This is a genomic window from Bradyrhizobium sp. SZCCHNR1098, from assembly GCF_032489375.1.
Classification (GTDB): domain Bacteria; phylum Pseudomonadota; class Alphaproteobacteria; order Rhizobiales; family Xanthobacteraceae; genus Bradyrhizobium.
The window spans coordinates 105,139-128,159 of the sequence record NZ_JAUEXY010000003.1 but is presented as its reverse complement, the minus strand read 5'-3'; the positions used below and the strand labels follow the sequence as shown (position 1 = coordinate 128,159).

General features: G+C 65.6%; 14 protein-coding genes. 8 read left to right on the top strand and 6 right to left on the bottom strand.

Annotation, left to right across the window (positions count from 1 at the left end):
• Positions 1-156: 156 nt before the first annotated feature.
• Positions 157-651 (top strand): hypothetical protein, encoded by a 495-nt coding sequence (locus tag QX135_RS08715; protein ID WP_315737293.1) that lies wholly within the window; start codon positions 157-159, stop codon positions 649-651.
• A gap of 306 nt (positions 652-957) precedes the next feature.
• On the opposite strand, the gene QX135_RS08710 is transcribed toward QX135_RS08715, so the two are convergent.
• On the bottom strand, positions 958-3,315 hold the full coding sequence (locus tag QX135_RS08710) for an efflux RND transporter permease subunit (protein WP_315737292.1): 2,358 nt from the start codon (positions 3,313-3,315) through the stop codon (positions 958-960).
• Positions 3,316-3,709: 394 nt separating this feature from the next.
• A complete protein-coding gene (locus QX135_RS08705) occupies positions 3,710-5,296 on the bottom strand; it encodes a B12-binding domain-containing radical SAM protein (protein WP_315813069.1) in 1,587 nt (528 codons plus the stop codon).
• Between the two features lie 583 nt (positions 5,297-5,879).
• On the opposite strand from QX135_RS08705, the gene QX135_RS08700 reads away from it, so the two are divergent.
• The 7 genes from QX135_RS08700 to QX135_RS08670 all read left to right on the top strand — a co-directional run bounded on the left by QX135_RS08700 (position 5,880) and on the right by QX135_RS08670 (position 14,666).
• Complete coding sequence (locus QX135_RS08700) at positions 5,880-7,616, top strand: methyl-accepting chemotaxis protein (protein WP_316162219.1); 1,737 nt, start codon at positions 5,880-5,882, stop codon at positions 7,614-7,616.
• A gap of 89 nt (positions 7,617-7,705) precedes the next feature.
• Positions 7,706-8,326, top strand: a complete 621-nt coding sequence (gene folE, locus QX135_RS08695; RefSeq protein WP_316162218.1) for a GTP cyclohydrolase I FolE — start codon at positions 7,706-7,708, stop codon at positions 8,324-8,326.
• A 204-nt stretch (positions 8,327-8,530) separates the two neighbouring features.
• Entirely contained in the window at positions 8,531-9,076 is a 546-nt protein-coding gene (locus tag QX135_RS08690; protein WP_315772520.1) for a sigma-70 family RNA polymerase sigma factor, read from the top strand.
• On the top strand, positions 9,073-9,723 hold the full coding sequence (locus QX135_RS08685) for a ChrR family anti-sigma-E factor (RefSeq protein ID WP_316234031.1): 651 nt from the start codon (positions 9,073-9,075) through the stop codon (positions 9,721-9,723). Before QX135_RS08690 ends, QX135_RS08685 begins: the two co-directional genes overlap by 4 nt.
• Positions 9,724-10,209: 486 nt before the next feature.
• Positions 10,210-11,493 carry a sodium:proton antiporter NhaD gene (nhaD, locus tag QX135_RS08680; RefSeq protein WP_316234030.1) on the top strand — a complete coding sequence of 428 codons (1,284 nt, stop codon included), beginning with the start codon at positions 10,210-10,212 and terminating at the stop codon, positions 11,491-11,493.
• Between the two features lie 13 nt (positions 11,494-11,506).
• A complete protein-coding gene (locus tag QX135_RS08675) occupies positions 11,507-13,555 on the top strand; it encodes a PQQ-dependent sugar dehydrogenase (RefSeq protein WP_316234029.1) in 2,049 nt (682 codons plus the stop codon).
• 217 nt (positions 13,556-13,772) lie between these two features.
• Entirely contained in the window at positions 13,773-14,666 is an 894-nt protein-coding gene (locus tag QX135_RS08670; protein ID WP_315772513.1) for an SMP-30/gluconolactonase/LRE family protein, read from the top strand.
• A 938-nt stretch (positions 14,667-15,604) separates the two neighbouring features.
• On the opposite strand, the gene QX135_RS08665 is transcribed toward QX135_RS08670, so the two are convergent.
• From QX135_RS08665 to QX135_RS08650, 4 genes are all read right to left on the bottom strand, one after another.
• Positions 15,605-15,985: a hypothetical protein gene (locus QX135_RS08665; RefSeq protein WP_315714907.1), complete on the bottom strand. Its 381-nt coding sequence runs from the start codon at positions 15,983-15,985 to the stop codon at positions 15,605-15,607.
• 98 nt (positions 15,986-16,083) lie between these two features.
• A complete protein-coding gene (locus QX135_RS08660) occupies positions 16,084-16,962 on the bottom strand; it encodes a transglutaminase family protein (protein WP_316176635.1) in 879 nt (292 codons plus the stop codon).
• Complete coding sequence (locus QX135_RS08655; RefSeq protein ID WP_316176636.1) at positions 16,959-19,493, bottom strand: circularly permuted type 2 ATP-grasp protein; 2,535 nt, start codon at positions 19,491-19,493, stop codon at positions 16,959-16,961. Before QX135_RS08655 ends, QX135_RS08660 begins: the two co-directional genes overlap by 4 nt.
• 30 nt (positions 19,494-19,523) lie before the next feature.
• On the bottom strand, positions 19,524-22,838 hold the full coding sequence (locus QX135_RS08650; protein ID WP_316176637.1) for a transglutaminase family protein: 3,315 nt from the start codon (positions 22,836-22,838) through the stop codon (positions 19,524-19,526).
• Between the last annotated feature and the right edge of the window lie 183 nt (positions 22,839-23,021).

The window sequence follows — 23,021 nt, the reverse complement described above, 5'->3', positions numbered from 1 at the left end:
GCGCCGACCCGTCGCACGGTGTCGGCGGGCATCATGGCATCCGGTCGCAGCGCCCGACCGGCCGTCATTTGAACCTAACCTTCGGCGAGAACACCAAGTGTTCGAAGCGGCGGCGTACGCCGACACAGCGGTGTCATTTTGGATGGGAAACTCGATATGAAACTGTTCGGCTCACCTTTCTCTGGGCGCGTCGTCAAGGCCGCCGGTCTCGGAGCGGCATTGTTCGTGGCGGCGACCGCGGTTCAGGCTCAGTCGGGCCCGTTCGCCGGCTTCGACGGGTCGTGGTCGGGCAACGGTACGGTCGCGCTGTCCGACGGCACCACCGAGCGCATCCGCTGCAAGGCCAGCTACAAGGTGGCCGGCGCCAATCTGAAGCAGAGTCTGCAATGCGCCAGCGACAGCTACAAGTTCCTCCTGACCAGTGACGTCACCAGCCAGGGCGATCGCATCTCCGGCAACTGGAGCGAATCCAGCCGCAACGTGAACGGCGAGCTGCAGGGCACCGCCGGCAACGGCCAGATCGACGTGTTCGTGCAGGCCGCCGGCTTCGCCGCCAGCATCACCCTGAGGACCAGCGGCAACAAGCAGGTCGTGCAGATCTCCTCCAAGGGCGAGATCCGCGGCGTCAACATCACGATGTCGAAGACCTGAACGGTCGCGACATCGTCAGCAACGGAATGCGCGAACGGCCCTGACGACGTCAGGGCCGTTTTGTTTTTTGAGACATCAGAGACCATGAGCATTGGGCCCCCCGCTGTCGTCGCCCGGCTCGCCGCCTTCGCTAAAGCTCCGGCGCGCCCTTGAACTCATGGCCGCGTCGAAGCCGAAGGCGCAGACGGGACCGGGCGACCCAGCATCCAGAGGCAGTCGTGACTAAGCCGATAAGCCGCGGCGTATTGGATCGCCCGCGTCGTACGCGGGCGATGACAGTGTTGGACTGGGCTTAGATCACGCCCCTCACACCGGCTTGCGCTTCAGCTTCTGCGACAGGTTGATCAGGAACATCGCGGTCGGGCGGAGGATGAAGAGGTCCGCGAACAGCGCCGCCACCATCGAGAACGCGCTGAGCCAGCCGAACAGCCGCAGCGACGGCAGATCCGAGAACACGGTGACGACGAGGCCGCAGGCCAGCACCACCGTGGTGAGGATCAGCGCCGGTCCGACCAGCACGGTGGCACGCTCCACCGCGACCGCGGCGCTGACGCCGGGCGCACTCTCCATCCGCAGCCGGTTCAGGAAGTGGATGGTGGCCGACAGGCCGAGGCCGAAGGAGACCGTGAGCGCCACCACGCTGGCAAATTGCAGCCCCTCCCCCATCGCCCACAACAACGTCCCGGACATCACCACCGGGAAGATGCCGGGCAGGATGCAGGCGAGCATCACCACCCAGGAGCGGAAGGCGAGCCCGATGAACATCGCCACCAGCGCGAACTCGATGGTGAGCCCGTGATTGAGCTTCTGGATCATGCTGGCGGAGTTGCGCGCGGCGATGGCGGCTAGGCCGGTGACCGCGATCTCAAAGCCGGGGTGCTTCTTCCTGACCGTGTCGAGCTCATGATCAAGCTTGTCGACCACCGGCAGCAGCTGGCTGGAATCCAGATCGGGAACGCGGCCGGCGACCACCACCGCATCCTGCTCCTTGTCGATGAAGCGGCGCACCAGATGCTCGGGGATCAGATTGACGTATTCCTGCAGCGTCGTCGTATCGGACGAGCCGGCCTTCTCGGCCAGCCAGCGCCTGAGCGTCTCGACCGACCAGACGTTGCCGACACCGGCAGTCTTCTCGACGGTGGCATGGACGTCGGCGATGGTCTGCAACGTCTCCGGCGCATAGAGCGAGGCGCCCTTGGGAAACTGGACCAGCACATTGACCGGATTGGCGCCGGTGAGCTTGGCATCGAGCCGGTTGCTCGCCGCCACTGCCTGGCGCTTGTCCGGCACCTGGTCGGCGAGCCGGTAGCGCGGCTCCAGGCTCGCATAGACCACCGCGAGCGAGCCGACGAACACCACCGCGATCAGGCTGAACAGGCCGGGACGACCGACCATGCGCACCGCGATCCAGTAGCAGAAATTGCGCAGCGCCTGCACGCCGGCATCGGCCCCCTGGAATTTGACCGCGAACGTCTTCTCGTTGCGCACCAGCAGCACGCCGAACACCGGCACCAGCGACAGCACCGCGACCAGCGCGATGATGGTGGCGGCAAGCCCCGCCTCGCCGAACTTGCGGATCAGGTCGCTGTCGGAGAACTGCAGGGCGATGAAGGAAATGCCGGCGGTGGCGTGGGTCAGCACGCAAGCCGGGCCGACGACCAGCACGGCGTTCTTGAACGCCGTCACCTTGTCCTGCCCTGCGATCAGGCGGTCGCGGGCGGCGAAGGTGAGCTGCATCGAATCGGAGAAGCTGATGACCATGATGAGCGGCGTCATCACGTTCAGGAACATGTTGAGATTGAAATTGGCCCAGCCGAGCGCGCCGAGCGCGAGCATGATCGCGATCAGCGGCGGAAACGCCGCCGCGATCATGAAGGAGACCTTGCGGAAGAAGATGATGGCGATGATGCAGCCGGCGAGAATGCCGAGAATGTTGTAGGTCAGCCCGTCACGTTCCACCGCGTTGCGGATCTCGAGCTGCATGACCGGCACGCCGGAAAGCTGGACATTCAGGCCGGTGTCGGCGAGGTTCTCCGCCATCAGCTTCCGGATGTCGCCCACCACCTTCCCGAGATCGTTCGAGGCCACCACCTTGGGCTCGAGCGACAGCACGATCAGGGCGAGCGTGCCGTCCTCCGACAACAGCTTGCCGCGGATGATCTCGTTGGACTTCACCGTTTCGATGAACTTGTCGTAGGCCTCGCCCTCCGGCAGATCCGACGGAAACAGCGCTGCCGGCAGCTTGCCGGGCGCCGGCGCCTGACGGGCCGAGAACAGCGACACCAGGCCACGGGTGCCCTCGACCAGTTGCAGGTCGGTCACGAAGTCACGCAGCTTCTCGAGGTTCTGGCGGGCCAGCAAGGTCTTGCCCTCGACCACGACGAGGACGTCGAATTCCTCGGCCGGGAACTTCTTCGTCACCTCCTCGTACTGGTGGAATTCCTTGCTGTCGGAGCGAAACAGCTGGCTGAGCGAATCGTCGATCTGGATCCGCTTGATGCCGAACACCGCCGCCACGATCAGGACGAGCAGGACGACGCAGGAGAAGATCGGCGCCTTGACCGCGAGGAGGCCGAGCCGCTCGATGCCGAAAGCGATGCTGTCGGCCGGCCGGTGCTCGACCTTCTCGACATGGACTTCGTTGTCGTGCCTGACTTCCAGCATGCGGTGTCCAGTGGTTGGGGGCGGCCTAATTCGGAAGGCCTGAGCGCATAGGGCAGAAATAAGGCCGCTCAGCGAAGCAGAGATGACCGCATTGTGGCCCGCAGCCGAAGCTAATCCTTGAAAACATGTGACAATTCGTCGAGGCCGGGTCTAGCAGGGTTCGCTCCCCGGCCGCAACCATGCCCGGCCACACAAGACGGCGAGCCGGCATGGCTTCCGATCACGCCACGATTCTGCCGTGCTTGAAAAGAGCGTGGACGGCCCGGACGGGCGCTGGGCTCAAAAACCTGAACGACTCAAGGACCGGTATCCGACCGAGCCGTCCCTTGCCCGGGGCAGGCCGCGGACCGGTGCCGGCGAGCGCCACTCACCGCCCCTGCCCCAGAGAGGACCATCACCCTGCGGGAAGGGCGGCCTCGCGCAGCCGGATCGAGTAGTTCGACGCGTTCTGATTCCCGCGCGAGGCGGCGCGCGCAAACATGATGAGGTGATGCGCGATCAGCGCCACGGCGATGAAATTCTCGATCTCGCCTCGCTTCAGCTGGCTCCAGGCGAAGCGCCAGAACGGCCGCTTGTAGTCGCCGAGCACGCCCACCTTCCAGAAGATCTTGCCCATCATGACCAGGCCGCGCCTGATGTTCGGCCAGCTCTTCATCTCGTCGCTGACCGGCACCTTGATGCGGTTGGCGTAGGTGGTGTCGCATTGGTGCTTGTAGCGTGCGAGCAGCCGCTCCGGCTCATAGGCTACCTCCATGCAGCGCCGCCACGCCGTGACCACCTCGTCATAGGGCATCAGGAATTTCACGTTGGAGTCGCGGCCGTCATCGTGGACCAGCCTGCCCTCGCGCTCGAGGCGATCCCACAGCGGCGTCTTCGGCAGCGCCTGCAGCAGATTGATCGTGAGCAGCGGGATCCGGCTCTCCGCGACGAACTGCAGCAGCGCGTCCGCGGTCTGCGGCGTATCGGTGTCCAGCCCCATGATGATACCGGAGACGACCTCCATGCCATAGCCGTTGATGGTCCTGATCCCCTCCAGGATCGGCACCATCATGTTGTGGTCCTTGTGCATCGCCGTCAGCGCATCCGGGTCGGGCGTCTCGATGCCGCAGAAGATCGTGATGAAATAGGCCTCACGCATCTTCTCCAGGATCTCGGGCCGCTTGGCGATGTTGAGCGTGGCCTCGCAGGCGAGCCGCATCACATAGCCGGTGCGCTTCTGCCATTCGATCAGATGCGGCAGCAGGTCCATCGCCGCCTTGCGGTTGCCGATGAAATTGTCGTCGACGAAATAGACCGAGCCGGTGACGCCGCATTCCCTGAGCTTGTCGAGCTCGGCGACGATCTGCTGCGGCGACTTGATGCGCGGGTTGCGTCCATAGAGGCCGGGGATGTCGCAGAACTCGCACTGATAGGGGCAGCCGCTGGAATACTGGATACTGCCGAGAAAGTACTTCTTCACCTCGGCGAGCTCATAGGCCGGCACCGGGAAATCGGTCATCGCCACCCGCTCGTCGGTCCGCAGCACGACCTGCTGCGCAGGCCGCGACGGATCCCGCGCCAGCCGCGCGATCAGCTCGTCGGTGGCATCGCCGAGCTCGCCGACATGCAGATAGTCGAAGCTCGGATAGTAGTCCGGACAGGCGCTGACGGAGGGGCCGCCCAGCGCGACCGGCAGGTCGAACGCATGCGCCCTCTGGCAGATGTCGTTCATCTGCTGACGCTGGATGTGCATTCCGCTGACGAACACCGCTTCGGCCCAGGAGAAATCCTCGTCCTGCGCCGGGCGGATGTTCTCATCGATGAAGCGCACCTGCCAGGAACTTGGAAGATAGGCCGCGATCAGCAGCAGCCCCTGCGGCGGCATGAAGGCCTGGACGCCGTCGGTGAGCGGATAGGCGTGCTCGAAGGTTCCGAACGACGAGGTGTAGCGCGGAAACACACAGAGAATGCGACGTACCGTTTCGATGCCCTCGAATCTCATCGACTGCCCCTCGCGACAACCCGCTAACTGGTTACCTTACGGCCGAAGATAAGGCTTCGCCACCCCTTCCGGAAAAGTTGAGTGCGATCGAGCCTTCCGCTCCTGTCGCAGGGCGCAACGTCCCCTTCGCATGCCGGATGCTCGCGCCGTCTGGCCTGATCGGACGCGCCCCGACGAGGCGACCTGATCCGATGCATCGCAATGCGGATGGCGGAATGCGAAGGGCGATCTAAAGTTCCAATCAGATGGAGAATTGATCGATCGAGCGCAACGACCGTTCCCGGCCGGTCTCCGATCGGCGAACCAATTGGGGAGCGCGTGCGCGGCCGGCCACCGGTTGCAATGCATTTGCAGGGGAACGAGGGGCCTCGAAATGGCGCATGCCCTCCGTAGTCAACCGGATGCCCCGGCGCCCGCCCCTGCTGCGGAGCACCAACTAATCGATTGAAACGCCAAGCGAAGTACGCGGGGGTTGCATAATACTGACGGCGTCAACTTAACGCTTTCTCCATGAAGGTTTTGCATAACTATTAACAATCAAGCGCCCCCTGCGTCGTAGCAAAAACTCGCGGTATCTCACCTCATGACCTCACGCCCGACGTCAACGAATACGGCCACGCGCCAATCCATCGCAGTCAAGCTCTATGCAATCTTCGCGTTGTTTGCGCTATTGACCGCCGCAATCACCTGGCTGTCCGACTACAACTCGCGGCGGGCCACGGAGCTCATCAAGGCCATCGAGACGGCCAATCTCGCCGCTCACAACGTTCAGCTGGTCAACGGCCTCGTCTATGCCGTCGTCATGGAGTCGCGCGGCGTCTATATGTCGACCGACCCCGCCGTCGTAAAACAATACGGCAACGGCTTGCTCAAGTTCAATGCCGACATCGTGAAGGTCGTCGACAAGTGGCAGGCGATCGTACAGGCCGACGACGCCCAGCAATTCGCAACATTCAAGAAGCGGATCGAGCAATTCGTCGAATTCCGCGCCGAACTGGTCCGCCGCGCCAATGAAATCAGCCCGGCCGCGGGACGCGAGTGGGGCGACAACGACGCCAATCGCTCCGTGCGCAAGGCGCTCAACCAGGATCTCGAGGCGCTCTCCAAAGTCTATGTCGAGCGCGCAGGAAAGATCGCCGAGGAAACGGCGCTGAACAACAAGCTCTCGCTCGTGCTGACCGGCCTTGGCGGCTTGATGTTGGTTCTGGTCGCAGCCGGCGTGGTGATCATCGCTCGCTCGATCGCTCGGCCGCTGTCTCAGATCACCGATACGATCCGCCGGGTCGCCACCGGCGCCGAGAACGTCGAAGTGCCGTATGCCGGGCGCGCCGACGAGGTCGGCGAGCTCGCTCGCGCCATCGGCGTGTTCCAGCAGGCGATGGCCCATAACCGCGACCTCAATGTCCAGGTCTCGCAGGACTCCGAAATCCGCGAAGCCCGGGCCCGCCACATCGAGACCGCGGTCGAGGAATTCCGCACCGCGATCGGCAGCGTGATGCGGACCGTCACCGAGAACGCCGCCGCGATGCGCCAAACCGCCGAGATGATCACGCGGCTGACGGCCGATGCCAACGAGCGCGCGGTCACCGCCGCCGGCGCGACGTCGCAGGCGTCGACCAACGTCTCCGCCGTCGCGAGCGCCGCCGAGGAGTTGTCGACGTCCGTCGAGGAGATCGGCCGGCAGATCCGGCAGTCGGCCGGCGCCGTCGAGCAGACCGGCCAACGCACCGAGAAGTCGGTCACGGAAATCGAGGGCCTTGCCGCCGCCACCCAGCGCATCGACGGCGTGCTGACCCTGATCCAGACCATCGCCGAGCAAACCAATCTCCTCGCTCTGAATGCGACCATCGAGGCCGCCCGCGCCGGCGAGGCCGGCCGTGGTTTTGCCGTGGTCGCTCACGAGGTCAAGGCGCTGGCCGGGCAGACGGCCAAGGCGACCGAGGAGATCAGCCAGAACGTCGGCCTGATCCAGGCCTCGACCAAGACCGCGGTCGACGCGGTCCGCGAGATCGGCCAGGCGGTCCGCGGCATCAACGAGATCACCTCGAACATCTCCAATGCGATCCAGCAGCAGGACCAGGCGACGCGGGAGATCTCGGCCAACGCGCAGTCGACCGCCCAGGGCAACCAGACGCTGGTCATGAACATCGGCTCGCTCCGCGACGCCATCAGTGAGACCTCGACGGCCGCCGCCTCCGTCCTGTCGGCGTCCGGCGACCTCAACGCCACCGCGCAGACGCTCGCCAACGAGGTCGAGAAGTTCTTCCAGAACCTGCGCTCGGGTCCCTCCGCGGAGATGCGGCTGCGCAAGGCGAGCTGACGGCGGCGAGCCATCGGTCGCGGAAATCGCCCCGCAAGACGTGATCCGTTCCGATATCGGAACCGTTTCTTGGTTTTTGGAGAGCCCTCGTGCGCCAGACAGCCAAGAAACTTCCGTTCGCCTGCGACCCGGTCCACGTCACCCAGGATGACGTCGAGGACGCCATCCGCACCATCCTGACCTGGATCGGCGAGGACCCGTCACGCGAGGGTCTCTCCGAGACCCCGGCCCGCGTCGCGCGGGCCTACAAGAGCTATTTTTCCGGCTATGAGCAGAACCCCGAGGAGTATCTGCGCAAGACGTTCGAGGAGACCGCCGGCTACGACGAAATGGTGCTGTTGCGGAACATCCCGTTCCAGAGCCATTGCGAGCACCACATGGCGCCCATCATCGGCCGCGCCTGGGTCGGCTACGTGCCGCGCAACCGCGTGGTCGGGATTTCCAAGCTCGCCCGGGTCGTCGAAGCCTATGCCAGCCGGCTGCAGATCCAGGAGCGCATGACCGCCGAGATCGCCAACATCATCGACGAGGTGCTGCAGCCGCAGGGCGTGGCGGTCGTGATCAAGGCAGCCCATCACTGCATCAGCTCGCGCGGCGTCAAGAAGCACGGGGTCGATCTCACCACCAGCCGCATGCTCGGCTGCTTCCGCACCGACCCGATGAGCCGCCAGGAGTTCCTGGCGATGGTCAATTCCGACCTGAAGGATTGAGGGTCCGGAAAATCCTCGGCCCGCTGTGATCCAGCCGTCCATGATCCACGTTATCCGGGATCAAGCATGCGTGCCGGGGACCATGACCACGCGATGAGAGCGGCTGGATTAGCGCAATGGAACGTGGCATCGTCCCGGCAGAAATTTGCACGGGCGTTCGGTGCCCGTACCAGGGTGAATGTGAGCAGAGGGCCGAAGGCGACTGTGGACTGGGCTGAATTGATCGGACGCGTCGCCGCGCGCGGCGACCGCGAGGCGTTCAAGGCCCTGTTCGCGCATTTTGCGCCCCGCATCAAAGGCTTCCTCATCAAGACCGGCTGCAACGCCGACGACGCTGAGGAAATCGCCCAATCCACCATGGTGGCGGTGTGGACGAAGGCGGGGCAATTCGATCCATCGACGGCCGGCGCGGCCGCCTGGATCTTCACGATCGCGCGAAACCAGCGGATCGACGCCGCGCGCAAGGCCGCCCGCGACAGCCGGCTGAGCAGAGAAGTGGGGCGCGACGAGGAAGCCGATCCGACGCCCGCAGCCGACCAGATCGTCTCGCGTGTCGAAGATGCCACACGGGTGGCGGCCGCGATCGAAAGATTATCGGTGGAGCAATCCACCGTGATCCGCCTGTCGTTCGTTGAAGAACGACCGCATTCGGAAATCGCGGCAGTGCTCGGCCTGCCGCTTGGTACGGTAAAGTCACGAATCAGATTGGCGATGAATCGCCTGAGAGACCTGTTGGACGACGCGACATGACGATCAGCCACCACCCGCCGGAAGACCTGCTGGCCGACTTCGCCACTGGTGCGCTCGACGAGGCCGAGCGGCTGGTCGTCGGTGTCCATGTCGCCGATTGCGGCCGATGCCAGCGCTTCGTCCGCGCCATCGAGCAGCTCGCCGGCGCCTCGCTGGACGCGGCCGAGCCGGTCGCGACGGGCGCAGATGCTTTCGATGCCGTGATGGCACGCATCGATCGACGCCCGCATGCGGCGCCGCAGGTGAGCGAGGTCGCCGAGCACGATCCCGAGCTCGCGGACCTGCCCGAGATGGTCAAGCGCTGCAAGATCGGCAAGCGCCGGCGCGTCGCGCCCGGCATCAGCATGCGCCCGATCCTGCTACCGGGCACAGGTAAATCGCGCGCCTTCCTGCTGCGCTCGGAGCCCGGGGCGCGGATGCTGGAGCATACGCATTCCGGCAATGAGCTGACCTGCGTGCTGAAGGGCAGCTTCAGCCATCTCGGCGGCTATTACGGACCCGGCGACTTCGACTATGGCGACGACGAGGTCGACCATCGTCCGGTGGTCGGTGACGAGGGCCCCTGCCTCTGCCTCGTCGCGATGACCGGCGACCTGCGCATGCACGGCCTGCTCGGCCGCCTCATCAGCCCGTTCGTCCGGCTCTGAATTCCTCCGCCGTCCTTGTGAGCGCAGCGAAGCAATCCAGGGCGACGCGAAGGGCCTGGATTGCTTCGTCGCTTCGCTCCTCGCAATGACGACCGCAAGCATTCGGGTGATCCGCATCTGACTCTGACCCGTTTCCGCTCAGAGAGAGCGCATGGAGGAGAAGGATGCGATCAGCAAGCGCGGATCAGCGGATCAGAAGGATTACGTTGCGCATCTCAGCAGACTTCTGGCCCGTGCCGGACGCAACGATGAGCAAGCTTTTGCCGAGCTCCATGCTGCAACGATCTTGAAGATGCGGAAGACCGTGCGCGCCGCAGCGCGGACGAGATCCGCGCCATCCGCAGCCACGCCGACGCGATCGCGTCGGCCGTGGTGTAGGACCCGACGCGGTTTCGGTCCCCTGCTTGCTGGCGGACCGCCGATCGGTCATATCTGGGGCGGTTCCACGCTGCCCATGCCGAGATTCATGACCGGAAATCCCCCGCGATGACCGCTGCCATCGTCGCCGTCTTCACGCTCGCCTATGCCGTGGTGGCGCTGGAGCACCCGTTCCGGATCAACAAGGCGGCCACGGCCCTGGTCGGCGCCGGCCTGATGTGGACCGTCTACGCCGTCATGGGCGGGACGGCTCCGGCGGTCGCGACCGAGCTCAACGAGTCCGTGGCCTCGACCGCCCAGATCATCTTCTTCCTGATCGGCGCGATGACGATCGTCGAGGTCATCGACGCCCATAACGGCTTCGAGGTCGTGACCTCGATGATCGGCACCCGCAACCAGGTCACGCTGGTGTGGCTGGTCGGCTTCGTCACCTTCTTTCTCAGCGCCATGCTCGACAACCTCACCACCGCGATCGTGATGGTGTCGCTGATGAAGAAGCTGTCCGGCCGCGACGAGGACCGCCTGGTCTTCGCATCGATCATCGTCATCGCCGCCAATGCCGGCGGCGCCTGGTCGGCGATCGGCGACGTCACCACCACCATGCTGTGGATCGGCGGCCAGATCACGCCGCTCGCGATCATGAAGTCGGTCTTCATCCCCTCGCTCTTGAACCTGCTGGTCCCGCTCGCCGTCGTCAGCTTCACCCTGCGCGGCAAGCAGCTGGTGCCGCCGGCGAGCGCCGGCCTCGCCTCGATCAGCCCGATCCTGCCGTTCGAGCGCAATTTGATGTTCTTCATGGGCCTTGGCATCCTGGTCGCCGTGCCGGTGTTCAAGGCGGCGACCCACCTGCCGCCGTTCATGGGCATCCTGTTCGGCCTTGGCCTCTTGTGGATGGTCGGCGAGATCGTCCATCGCGAGAAGGCCTCCGAGCAGAAGCAGCGCCTGACCCTGGTGCATGCGCTGACCCGGATCGACATGCCCTCGATCGTGTTCTTCATCGGCATCCTGCTGGCAGTCGCCGCGCTCGAGCACACCCACATCCTCGAGGCGCTGGCGCAATGGCTCGACCGCAGCGTCGGCCGGCTCGATCTGATCGTGATCGTGCTCGGGCTCGCCAGCGCCGTGATCGACAACGTGCCGCTGGTCGCGGCGTCGATGGGCATGTACAGCCTGAGCCAGTTTCCGCCCGACAGTTTTCTGTGGGAGTTCGTCGCCTATTGCGCCGGCACCGGCGGCTCGATCCTGATCATCGGCTCGGCGGCCGGCGTCGCCGCGATGGGGCTCGAGAACATCCACTTCTTCTGGTACGTGCGGCGCATCAGCGGCATCGCCTTGCTTGGCTATTTTGCCGGCGCCGCCGCCTACGTCATCCAATACAATCTGCTTCATTGATCGGGACCAACGCATGAGATGGTCGTGGCACAGTCTTGCAGCCGTCGCGACTGCCATGCTCATCGGCATCGGAGCTTGCCGCGCCGACAACGCGACGGTCCGCAGCGGCTACGCGCTCGGCCCGGCCAGTTGCGGCGACGGCGCCCTCGCCTTTCCGCGCCTCCAGATCGACATGAAGGCCGGCTTCTGCGCCGGTCTCGTCGCCAGCCGCGACGATGGCCTGAGATTTCCGCGCGGCATCGTGCAGATCCCCGGCCATCGGCTGTTCGTGATCGCGGACATGGGCGGCTGGGGCCATGACGACGGCCGGCTGCTGATCCTCGATCCCGCGGCGCCGGCCGGCCAGCGCCTCCGCGAGGCGATCACGCGGCTGTCCTATCCGTTCGGGCTTGCGGCCGGTCCCGACGGCAAGATCTACGCCGCCACCGATACGTCGATCTTCCGCTTCGATCCGCTCGCGAGCAACCCGAAAGCAACGATCGAGACCATCATCCGCGACCTGCCGGGACGCCGCCTCACGCTGCCCGACGGCACGCGCCTATCGGAAAGTGCGCATCCGCTGAAGGCATTCGCCTTCGACCGCATCGGACGGCTGTTCGTCAACATCGGCTCGCCCAGCGACAACTGCCTGTCGCCGGCGCCGATCACGCAGCCCTGCGCCGCCGGTGAAGGCACCTCGGCGCTCGCCGCGATCTGGCTGTTCACGCCACCGGCCGGTGGCGTCTTTGCGGCGCTGAAATCCGGCGATCCGTCGCCGCCACACGAGGTCTACGCGCGCGGCCTGCGCAACTCGATGGCGCTGGCATTGCATCCGCGTTTTCCCGATCCCGGCACCGCCTTCCTGCAGGGCGAGAACGCGCGCGATCTGCAGGACGTGTTCGCACCCAACGAGGAGATCAACGCCATCGAGCAAGGCCGCCACTATGGCTGGCCCTATTGCTACGACCTGACGACGCCGAGCCCGGAATTCAAGCGCGTGTTGCAATCCGGCGCGCTCAAGAACCTCTGCAACACCACCACGCTCTACAAGCAGCCCTGGTCGCTGCTGCCGCCGCATGGCGCGCCGCTCGGCATGCTCTACTACACGGGCGATCGCTTCGACGAGTTGAAAGGCAGGCTGCTGGTCGGCCTGCACGGCTACCGGCCGACCGGCAGCCGGCTGCTCGCCTATGAGGTCGATGAGCGTGGCTTCCCGAAAGTGAGCCCGGCGCCGGTGCGCTATCATGTGAGCTGCGCCGCCGAGCCGACCCGCGCTTTCCAGACCGCAGCCGGTCCCGCGCCGGCCGCGGCGTTCGACGAGATCATCACCGGCTGGCATCGCGTCAACGGCATCCGGCCGCAAGGCGCGCCGGTCGGCATGACCGTGGCCGACGACGGCGCGATCTGGCTGGTGGAGGACAAGAACCAGACCGTGATCCGGATCGACCACACGGACGAGGCTGCACCCGAGCCGTTGCCTTGCGACACGAGAAGCGATCAACTGATCGACCGGCTGGCCGCCTTGGTGCTGGACGATGCTGCCGGGCGCGCGCGGTTGGCGATGGTGCGCAAGAACCTCATCGAGAAACATTGTCGCGGTTGCCATTCGGATTTCGGCCTCGAGGCCGGACAATCCGATCGAGACAAGGACCTCGCGGTGCTGCGCTTCATGCTGGCCCAGGACGGCTGGATCTATCCCGGCGATCCCGAAGCCGGCCGGCTGCGTCAGCGATTGCGCGGGTTGGGTGCCGAGCGGCAGATGCCGCCCGGGGCCGACCTGATCAAGACGGAACCAGGCTATGCGAAACTGCTTGATGTGGCCGACGACCTCGTCGCACGCCTGGTTCCAGGCACGCGGATGCGGGTCAAAGCGGGCGGCCCGCCGCACCGCAAGTTCTTCGCCGCGGACGGCCGCGAATGCGGCGACATTCCGTTCGGCAAGATCGTCGTGGTGACCGAGAGGTCTGCCGTCAATCAGCCCGGCTTCAGCCGTTTCTTCCGGCCAGCCGACACCTATCTCAACGGCACCTGCACGGACGACGATGGCTATTATATCCAACAGCAGTTTCTGGTGCCGCTCTGACGGACGCGACGAGATCATCCCTGGGATGAGCAAAGCGACTGCCACAGGCGCAGTGTGCTCCCCTCCCCCTTGCGGGGAGGGGTCGGGGGTGGGGGTAGTCGCGAGCACCGCTGCCCGCGATGGTGGGCACGGCGCACCGCACACGGTGTTGGCTCGGAAGCAGCGTCGCATCGCGCCCTTGCCCACCCTACGCATCCCGCGTTTGGCGGAACTCGCAATGCTCGTCCTTGCGACCGTCCCTGCTCTGGCCGCCCCAAAACTGTTCGAGAGCACGCAGCTCACACCGTCAGGCGAATACACCTTCGGCATCGAAGGCCCCGCCGTCGACCGCGACGGCAATCTGTTCGTGGTCAATATCAGCAAACCCGGCACGATCGGCAGGCTGGCGCCGGAAGCGACGGCCTCGGAGAAATTCACCGAGCTGCCCGACGGCAGCATCGGCAATGCGATCCGCATCGACGCTGCCGGCGTCATGTTCGTCGCCGACTACAAGAAGCACAACATCTTCGCCATCGCGCCCGGCACCACCGAGCCCCGCCTCGTCTTCCATGCCGACGACATGAGCCAGCCCAACGACGTCACGCTGTCACGCGACGGCACCATCTATGCGAGCGATCCCAACTGGAAGGCGCGCAGCGGCCGCGTCTGGCGCATTGCGAAGGGCGCTGATGGCGTGATGCAGGGCGCGGCGATGATCGCGCCACGCGCCATGGGCACCGCCAACGGCATCGATCTCAGCCCCGACGGCCGCACGCTCTATGTCGGCGAATCCAACAGCGGCGAGATCTGGTCCTATGCGATCGACGGCGACGCGCTGACACGGCCGAAGCTGATCAAGACCTTCGAGCCGAACACGATCGACGGACTGCGCACCGACGCCAGCGGCCGGCTGCTGGTCGCGCGCATCCTCAAGGGCAGCATCGCCATGCTGGCGCCGGATGGGCGCATGATCAGGGAGATCGCGCTGAAAGCCAAGGAGCCGACCAACCTCGCCTTCGGCGGCACCGACGGCAAGACCGTGTATGTGACCCAGCGCCAGGGCGGCTTCATCGAGTCGTTTCGGACTGATGTCGAGGGGCGAGAGCATTGTTTGCAGATGCGGAAGTGCTGAGCTTCTCTGCTGGTGCCGGATTGAGCATGCCGCTCGCTGTCTGAACGACAACTAACAGATCGCGCATATCCGCCATGCCCGAATTGCCCGTCGTGCCAGTTTGTCGCACGCTTGCCCACTTGTGTCGTCGGGCAAATCAGACCGATGTTTCCGGCCATCCCGGGCTCGTGAGAGGGGCGTATCGCGGTCGTCACGAACGTGGAGCCTGGGGAGCGGTGGGCGTGTGGTGCTGCAGCGTGATCAGTCGCGCGGACGAACGGCATGATGCGCACGGTGAAGTCGTGATGTCCCGACACCCCGATGCTGGTGTCAACCTGGCGCAATGCGATCGCGCTGGGGATGGTGGCCAGAAAGCCCGGCGCACCAGGGAGACCACGTATAAGCCGTAAAGCCATCGCGCAGGGAATGCCGGTTGATCCGGCTTTGCCTGTGGTTCCTGCCGCCTGCATTCTTTTCGCAGGCGGGCCATGGGTGAGGCCATCACCCGGCATTCCCTGCGCCCTCTCATCATCAGGAGGGTCGAACGATCCATCATGACTCGGACAGATCATGTCGCGAGAACGCCGCCCCATACCCCGTGTCATGCCCGCGCAGGCGGGCATCCAGTACGCCGCGGCGTCTCGATTCATCCCCCCTTCCGGCGAATACTGGATCGTCTGCTTTCGCGGACAATGATAGCGGAAAGTATCCCGCCGCAGCGCGAATGGTGGAGAGACCGTGCAACAAACTCGCCGTCGTCCCAGGCAAGCCCGGGACTCATACTCCGCAGCAGGAGTGACGCGCGAGATGCTGCTAACAGCGTGCCGCCCAACACTCAGTTGGGGTTATGGATCCCGGCGTTCGCCGGGACGACAGTGATTGTGAGGCCGGCACCTTTCATCTCACCCGCAAATCAAGACCCCCGCGTGCGCGAGGGCCTTGGTAGCAATGGCGATCGCTTATCGCCCGTACACGACCGGCGCGCGGCGCACGATCAGCGGCGGCGGCAGGTCGCGCTCCCAGACGCGGCCGTCGTCGAACTGAATGCGCATGCCGTCGGGCGAATACACCGCGCTTTCGTCACGTGCGTCGATCCAAAGCCGGCTATTGGGAGCGTTCCAGTCCGGCCAGGCCTGGAGGGACTCGCCGGTCTCGGTGGTCAGGTTCACAGCATCGCCGTTCTGCGTCACGAAGGCCGGCGCGCCGATCATGCCGTCGCGGCACATCTGGATGCAGCGGTAGGTGCCGGTGAGGTTCGCACTCGGCTGGGCCGAGGCGCTGCCGGCGACGCAGGCGCCGACCAGGCCAATGACGATTGCAACACGTTTCATGTCGATCACTCCATCGCTCGAAAGGGTCAGCCAGCCCCCATTCGGGCCCCTCGGGCGGATCAAGTGCGATGCGGGAAAAATGTTCCGACCGTTCCCGGTCAGGGAACCTACTCGACCATCACGACATCGACGGCGACGCCGAGCTTCTGCTTGCGCGAGCCGACGATGATGCCATCGACCGGCGAGACGTCGGAGAAGTCGCGGCCCATGCCGAGGATGATGTGATCATTGCCGACCAGGAGATCATTGGTCGGATCGAAGCCGATCCAGCCCAGCTCCTCGCCACCCCACAGCGACACCCAGGCATGGGTGGCGTCGGCGCCCTGCAGCGGCGGCTGGCCCTCGGGCGGGATGGTGCGCAGATAGCCGCTGACATAGGCCGCAGGGAGACCGAGACCGCGCAGGCCGGCGATCATGATATGAGCAAAATCCTGGCAGACGCCGTGGCGATTGTCGAACACCTCGCGCAACGGGGTCGAGATCACGGTCGCCTTCGGATCGTATCTGAACTCCTTGCGGATGCGCCGCATGAGGTCGGCCGCGCCGGCAACGATGCCGGTGCCGGCGCGAAAGCTTGCCGCGGCATAGTCCGTCACCGGCTCCAGCACCGGCACCAGCGCGCTGGCGAAGACGTAGCCGATCGGCGACGACGGTCCGAGGCTTGTCGCCTCGAAGGCGGCATCGCGCACGTCCTCCCAGGCCGCGCTCGGCGCATCGCGCTCCGGCGGTGTGCGCGACAGCCTCACCCGCGAGCGCGAGTCGATGCGCAGGTGGCGGTGCTGAGTTTCGATCACGATGCTCTCGGTCAGTGTGCCGAAGAAATCGCGCCGCGCCGTCCGCTCCGAGGGACGCGGGCGGATGTCGACGCTGTGCGAGATCAACTCCTGGCCGTCGCCGCTGAGCGGCTCCAGGCGCAGCGAGCAGCGCGCAAAGCTGACGGCGCTCTCATACTCATAGGTCGTGACATGCCGGATGTCGTAGATCACGCGAGGCCCGTCAGCTTTTCCGGCCGCGTCGCATTCGGACCGTGCGGGAAATAGTGCTGGCCAATCGCCTCCGCCAGATTGAGCAGGTCCTGCTCCAGTGCAAACAGCGTGCGGCCATCGAGATGGGCCGCCTCCGCTGCGGTCAGCCGCGCGCCCAGCGAGATCGCGAGGCGTTGCGGCCGCTCGATCAGCCCGTTCTCCTTCAGGACCGGCAGGCTCGCGATGTGCTCGTTCAGCAGCTCGACCTGGAACGCGACCGAGCGCGGGTTATAGAGGTCGAGCACGACGAGATCGCGGATCGGCGCCAGCGCCGGGCCGATCAGATAGCGCGAGCGATAGGTGATCTGACAATCGACCAGGGTGAGCAGGACGTCGAGATCCTCGGGCGTCGCCTCGTCATAGCCGAACTGCCGCGCGAATCGCGCGGTGTTGATGGCGCGCTCGGCGCGGCGACCCATGTCGAGGAAGCGCCAGCCGGCGGCGCGATTCATGTTCTCCTGGGCGAGGCCGGCGAAGCTCGCGAGCCTGTCGAGCGTGAGCTCGGCGATGCTGACGACGGCGTCCTCATCCTCGGCCTCCTGCGCCAGCCGATTCGGCATCTCGGTGATGACCTGCCAGGCGTCGGGCGAGAGGCGCTCGCGCAGCGAGGTCGCGGTGCGCTGCGCCGATTTGAGCAGCGACAGCGCCGAGCCGAACTGCGCCTCGGCCTGCAGGGCTTCGGCAGCCACCTGGAATCCCTTGCTGCGCGAGGTCTGCTCAACAGCGCCCCATGCCAGCAACAGCCGCTGGATGCGCTCGGAGGTGTTGAGCTGCGCCGGCGATCCCTTGCCGGGATCACGATGCTGGGCTGCGAGCGCCCGGATCAGCCGCACGGTGGCCTCGGCGCGCTCCAGATAGCGTCCGAGCCAGAACAGATTGTCGGCGGCGCGGCTCGGCAGCACGCCGGCGATGCGGCGTATCCGCACGTTGTCGGAGCCCGGCAGCAAGGTGCGCGCCGCCACCGCCTTGTCGGCGACTACCCAGACGTCGGCGGCGCGCGCGCCGTCGCCCATCGACACGGCGCGCGCATCGAGCTTGTCGGCGATGCGGCAGAAGCCGCCGGGCATCACGGTCCAGCCGTCGGGCGTGGCGGCCGCGAACACCCGCAGCACGAACGGCCGCGGTGCGATCCGACCATCCTCCCACACCGGCGTGGTCGACAGCCGCACCACCTCCTGGCCGACATAATCGATGCCGCGCTGGCTGATGGCGGCGCGCAGCCGCTCGCGCTCGGCGGCCGAGAGCTCGCCGGCCAGCACCGGACCGCTGCTTGCGAAGCCCGGCACGGCGCGGCCATAGGCGCCTTCGATCGCGAACTCCTCGAGCCGCGACAGCACCTCGTCGCGCGCGGACTTCTGGCCGCACCACCACGTCGCGATGTGCGGGATCTTGAGATCCTCACCGAGCACGCGCCGCGCGAGGCTCGGCAGGAAGCCGAGCAGCGCGCGCGCCTCGAGCACGCCGGAGCCCGGCATGTTGGCGACCACGACGCCGCCCTTGCGCACGACGTCCATGAGTCCGGCAACGCCGAGCCGCGAGGCCGCGTCGAGCTCGAGCGGATCGAGCGAGTTGGAATCGAGCCGCCGCAGCAGCACGTCGACGCGCTTCAGGCCGGCGACGGTGCGGATGTGCACGCGGTCGCCGCTGACGGCGAGATCGTCGCCCTCGACCAGCAGGAAGCCGAGATAGCGCGCCAGCGTCGCGTGCTCGAAATAGGTCTCGCTGAACATGCCCGGCGTGAGCACGCCGATGCGCGGCTCGTCACGATCGGCGCTGGCGCGCAGCGCATCGCGGAACGCTTCGAAGAACGGCGCGAGACGCTCGACGTTCATGGACTTGTAGATCGAGGAGAAGGCGCGCGACAGCACCAGCCGATTTTCCAGCGCATAGCCCATGCCGGACGGCGCCTGGGTGCGGTCGTTGAGCACCCACCAGCCGCCGTCGGGCCCACGGCCGATATCGGCGGCGTAGATGCTGAGGAAGCGGCCGCCGGGCGGTTTGACGCCGCAGACCGGGCGCAGATATTCGCTGGACCCGGCGACGGCGGCCGCAGGAAGCGCGCCGCTCGCGAGCAGCCGTCCCTCGCCATAGATGTCCTGCAGCACCCGCTCGAACAGCTCGGCGCGCTGGACGATGCCCTGGGACAATTGCGCCCATTCGGACTCGTCGATCAGCAGCGGCAGATGGCTCAGAGGCCACAATCGCTCGGCGTTATCGCCCGGCGAGCGATAGGTGACGCCGGCTTCGCGCAGATGGCGATCGGCGGAGGCGAAGCGGCGCTCGATGTCGCTCGGCGCGAGTGCGGCGAAGGTCTCGGCAAAGCGGGTCCAGACCGGCCGCGGACGGCCGTCGGCCCCGATGAACTCATCGGGGATGCCGGGGAGCCGGGCATAATCGCGCGCCCAATGCTCGGCGCGGCGCAGCGGAGAACGTGCCGCCGGCCGACCGGCGGCGGGGCTCGCTCCCTGGTCCTGGCCGCTCGAGCCGTCCATACCCTGGTCCTCCGCGCAAACTCCGTTTCATCAATGCAGGAGCGGCCTGCGCAAGTCGAGGGTCATCGGGAATTCATTTGTGCGTTCTTCCGGCGGCAGCGCGATTCGTCCGGGAGTGTGGCCGTGATCCTGGAAGCGGGCGAGCCGCCGCGCCTCCGCCTCGTAGGAGTTGATCGGCTTGGTGTCGTAGTTGCGGCCGCCGGGATGGGCGACGTGATAGACGCAGCCGCCGAGCGAACGGCCATTCCAGGTGTCGATCAGGTCGAAGGTCAGCGGCGCATGCACCGGAATCGTCGGGTGCAGACCGGAGGCCGGCTGCCACGCCTTGAAACGAACCGCCGCCACCGCCTCCGCCGAACGCCCCGTCAAGGTCATCGGCATTCTCCTACCATTGCAGGTGATGAGGTGGCGGCCTTCGATGAAACCTTCGGCTTTCACTTGAAGTCGTTCGACCGAGGAATCGACGTAGCGCACCGTGCCGCCGGCCGCGCCTTCCTCGCCCAGCACATGCCAGGGCTCCAGCGCCTGCCGCAGCTCCAAGGTCACGCCGCCATGCTGCACGCGGCCGAAGGTCGGAAAACGGAACTCGAGCTGCGCCTGGTACCATTCCGGCGAGAAATCGTAGCCGGACGACCTCAGCTCATCCAGGACATCAAGAAAGTCTTCCCATATGAAGTGAGGCAGCATGAAGCGGTCGTGCAGCGCCGTGCCCCAGCGCACGAACTTGCCGTCCTGCGGCTCGCGCCACGATTTGGCGATCAGCGCTCGGATGAGAAGCTGTTGCGCCAGCGACATGCGCGGATCGGGCGGCATTTCCAGCGCACGGAACTCCACGAGTCCGAGGCGGCCCGTGGGTCCCTCCGGCGAGTAGAGCTTGTCGATGCAGATCTCCGAGCGATGAGTATTGCCGGTGATGTCCACCAGCAGATGCCTGAACAGCCGGTCGACCAGCCACAGCGGCACGCTCTGCCCGATCCGTGGCACATTGGCGAGCGCGATCTCCAGCTCATAGAGACTGTCGTGGCGCGCCTCGTCGATGCGCGGAGCCTGGCTGGTCGGCCCGATGAACATGCCGGAGAACAAATAAGACAGCGACGGATGCCGTTGCCAATACAGGACGAGGCTCTTCAGCAGATCCGGGCGGCGCAGGAACGGCGAATCCGGCGGCGAGCTACCACCGACAACGACGTGATTGCCGCCGCCGGTGCCGGTGTGGCGGCCGTCGATCAGGAAGCGATTGGCGCCGAGCCGCACCTTCGCGGCATCCTCATAAAGCCCGAAGGTGATGTCGACCGATTGCCGCCAGCTCGCGGCCGGCTGGATGTTGACCTCGATAACGCCCGGATCGGGCGTCACCTTGATCACCTCGATGCGCGGATCGAACGGCGGCGCATAGCCCTCCACGTGAACCTTGATCTGCATCGCCTCCGCCGTCGCTTCGACCGTTGCGACGAGCTCCAGGTAGTCCTCGATGGTTTCGACCGGCGGCATGAACACGCAGAGAATGCCATCGCGGATCTCGACCGACATCGCCGTGCGGACGCCGAGCCCGCCCCAGTACTGATACTGAACGTCCTGCTGCGGCTTCGGCGCGCGGTCGAGCTTCGGCAGCGGCGGCACCTGTGGCACGATCACCGGCCGCCCCTGCGTGAACATCGGCAGCGGCCCGCGCTCCTCCATCGGGTCCTGATCGTGGATATACGGGAAATCTTCCGGCGGAATGTAGGCCAGCGAGCCGATCGGCAACCGCAGGCCGAGCGGCGAGTCGCCGGGAATCAGGAACAGGCGCTTGCGCCGCAGGCCCCAGCGCTCGCTGCGCCAGCGCCTGGGCTGTGCATTCCAGCGCTGGATCGGCAGCACGAAGCCGCGCGGGATGTGCAGGCCTTCGTCGAACACCCGCGCCATGCGCGCGCGCTCTTCGGGATCGGCGAGCTTGGAGTCGAGTGCGTCGACGTTCTCGGGCAGGGCGGCTTCCTTCTGCAGCCAATGCGCGGGATCCTCGAACGCGGGCAGCACGTAGTCGGATTCGAGCCCGAGCGTCTCGGCGGCCGTGTCGAGGAAACGCTCCGCATCCTGGATCGTCGCCTTGCGCGGACCATCGACGCTGGCGATCAGGTCCGGATTGCGCCAGATCGGCTCACCATCCTTGCGCCAATACAGTCCGAACGCCCAGCGCGGCAGGCTTTCGCCGGGATACCACTTGCCCTGTCCGTAATGCAGCAGGCCACCGGGCGCGAAACGCGCGCGCAGACGCCGGATCAGGCTGTCGGCGAGCCCGCGCTTGGCCGGGCCGACGGCAGCCGTATTCCACTCAGCCGATTCCATGTCGTCGATCGACACGAAGGTCGGCTCGCCGCCCATCGTGAGCCGCACGTCGTTCGCGGCGAGATCGGCATCGACGGCTTCGCCGAGGCGGTCGAGCCGGTCCCACGCCTCATCCGAAAATGGCCGGGTGATCCGCGGCGCTTCGCGGATGCGCCTCACATTCATCTCGAAGTTGAAGTTGACCTCGGCAACTCCGGCGCTGCCGCTGATCGGCGCGGCCGAGTGATAGTGGGGAGTCGCAGCAACGGGGATGTGTCCCTCGCCCGCCAGCATGCCCGAGGTGACGTCGAAGCCTATCCATCCAGCACCGGGCAGATAGACCTCGGCCCAGGCATGCAGATCGGTGAAATCATTCTCGACCTCGACCGGCCCCTCGACCGGATCAATGTCGGGACGAAGCTGAATCAAATAGCCGGAGACGAAGCGGGCGGCGAGGCCGAGATGCCGCAGCGTCTGGATCAGCAGCCACGCCGAGTCGCGGCAGGAGCCGGCGGCCGACGACAGCGTCTCCTCCGGCGTTTGAACACCGGGCTCCATCCGGATGATATAACGAATCTTTTTCTGCAACTGCGCATTGAGTTCGACGAGATAGTTGACGGTGTTGTTCGCATCGCGGGGAATCGACTTCAAGTATTCCGCGAACAACGGCCCCGGCTCGATCGTCTCGAGATAGGGCGCGAGTTCCACCTTGAGACCCTCCGGATAGGCAAAGGGAAAACTGTCCGCATAAGGCTCGACGAAGAAGTCGAACGGATTGATCACGGTCATCTGCGCCGTGAAGTCGACCTCGATTTTGAGTTCGTTCACCTTCTCAGGGAAAACGTAGCGGGCCAGCCAATTGCCTTGCGGATCCTGTTGCCAGTTCACGAAATGGTTGGGCGGCGTGACCTTGAGCGAATAGCTCAGCACGGGGGTCCTGGTATGTGGTGCAGGACGCAGGCGGATGGTCTGCGGGCCCAGTTCGACCGGACGATCGTATTTGTAATGGGTGACGTGATGTAATGCGACGTAGATTGACACGAGGTTTCGGCGCTCCAGCAACTTTTTTAAGCAGAACATTGCTGTGCTTAGGGATCAAGCACTAACAAAGGGCAGAGCTGCCTATTGAACTATCCTAAGCCCGAAAGGCGGCCCTAAGCCCGAAAGGCGGCATTTGGGTCCGCGTAGGTCGAGTTGAGCCTCCCCTGTCAGGTGCTTCAGCTG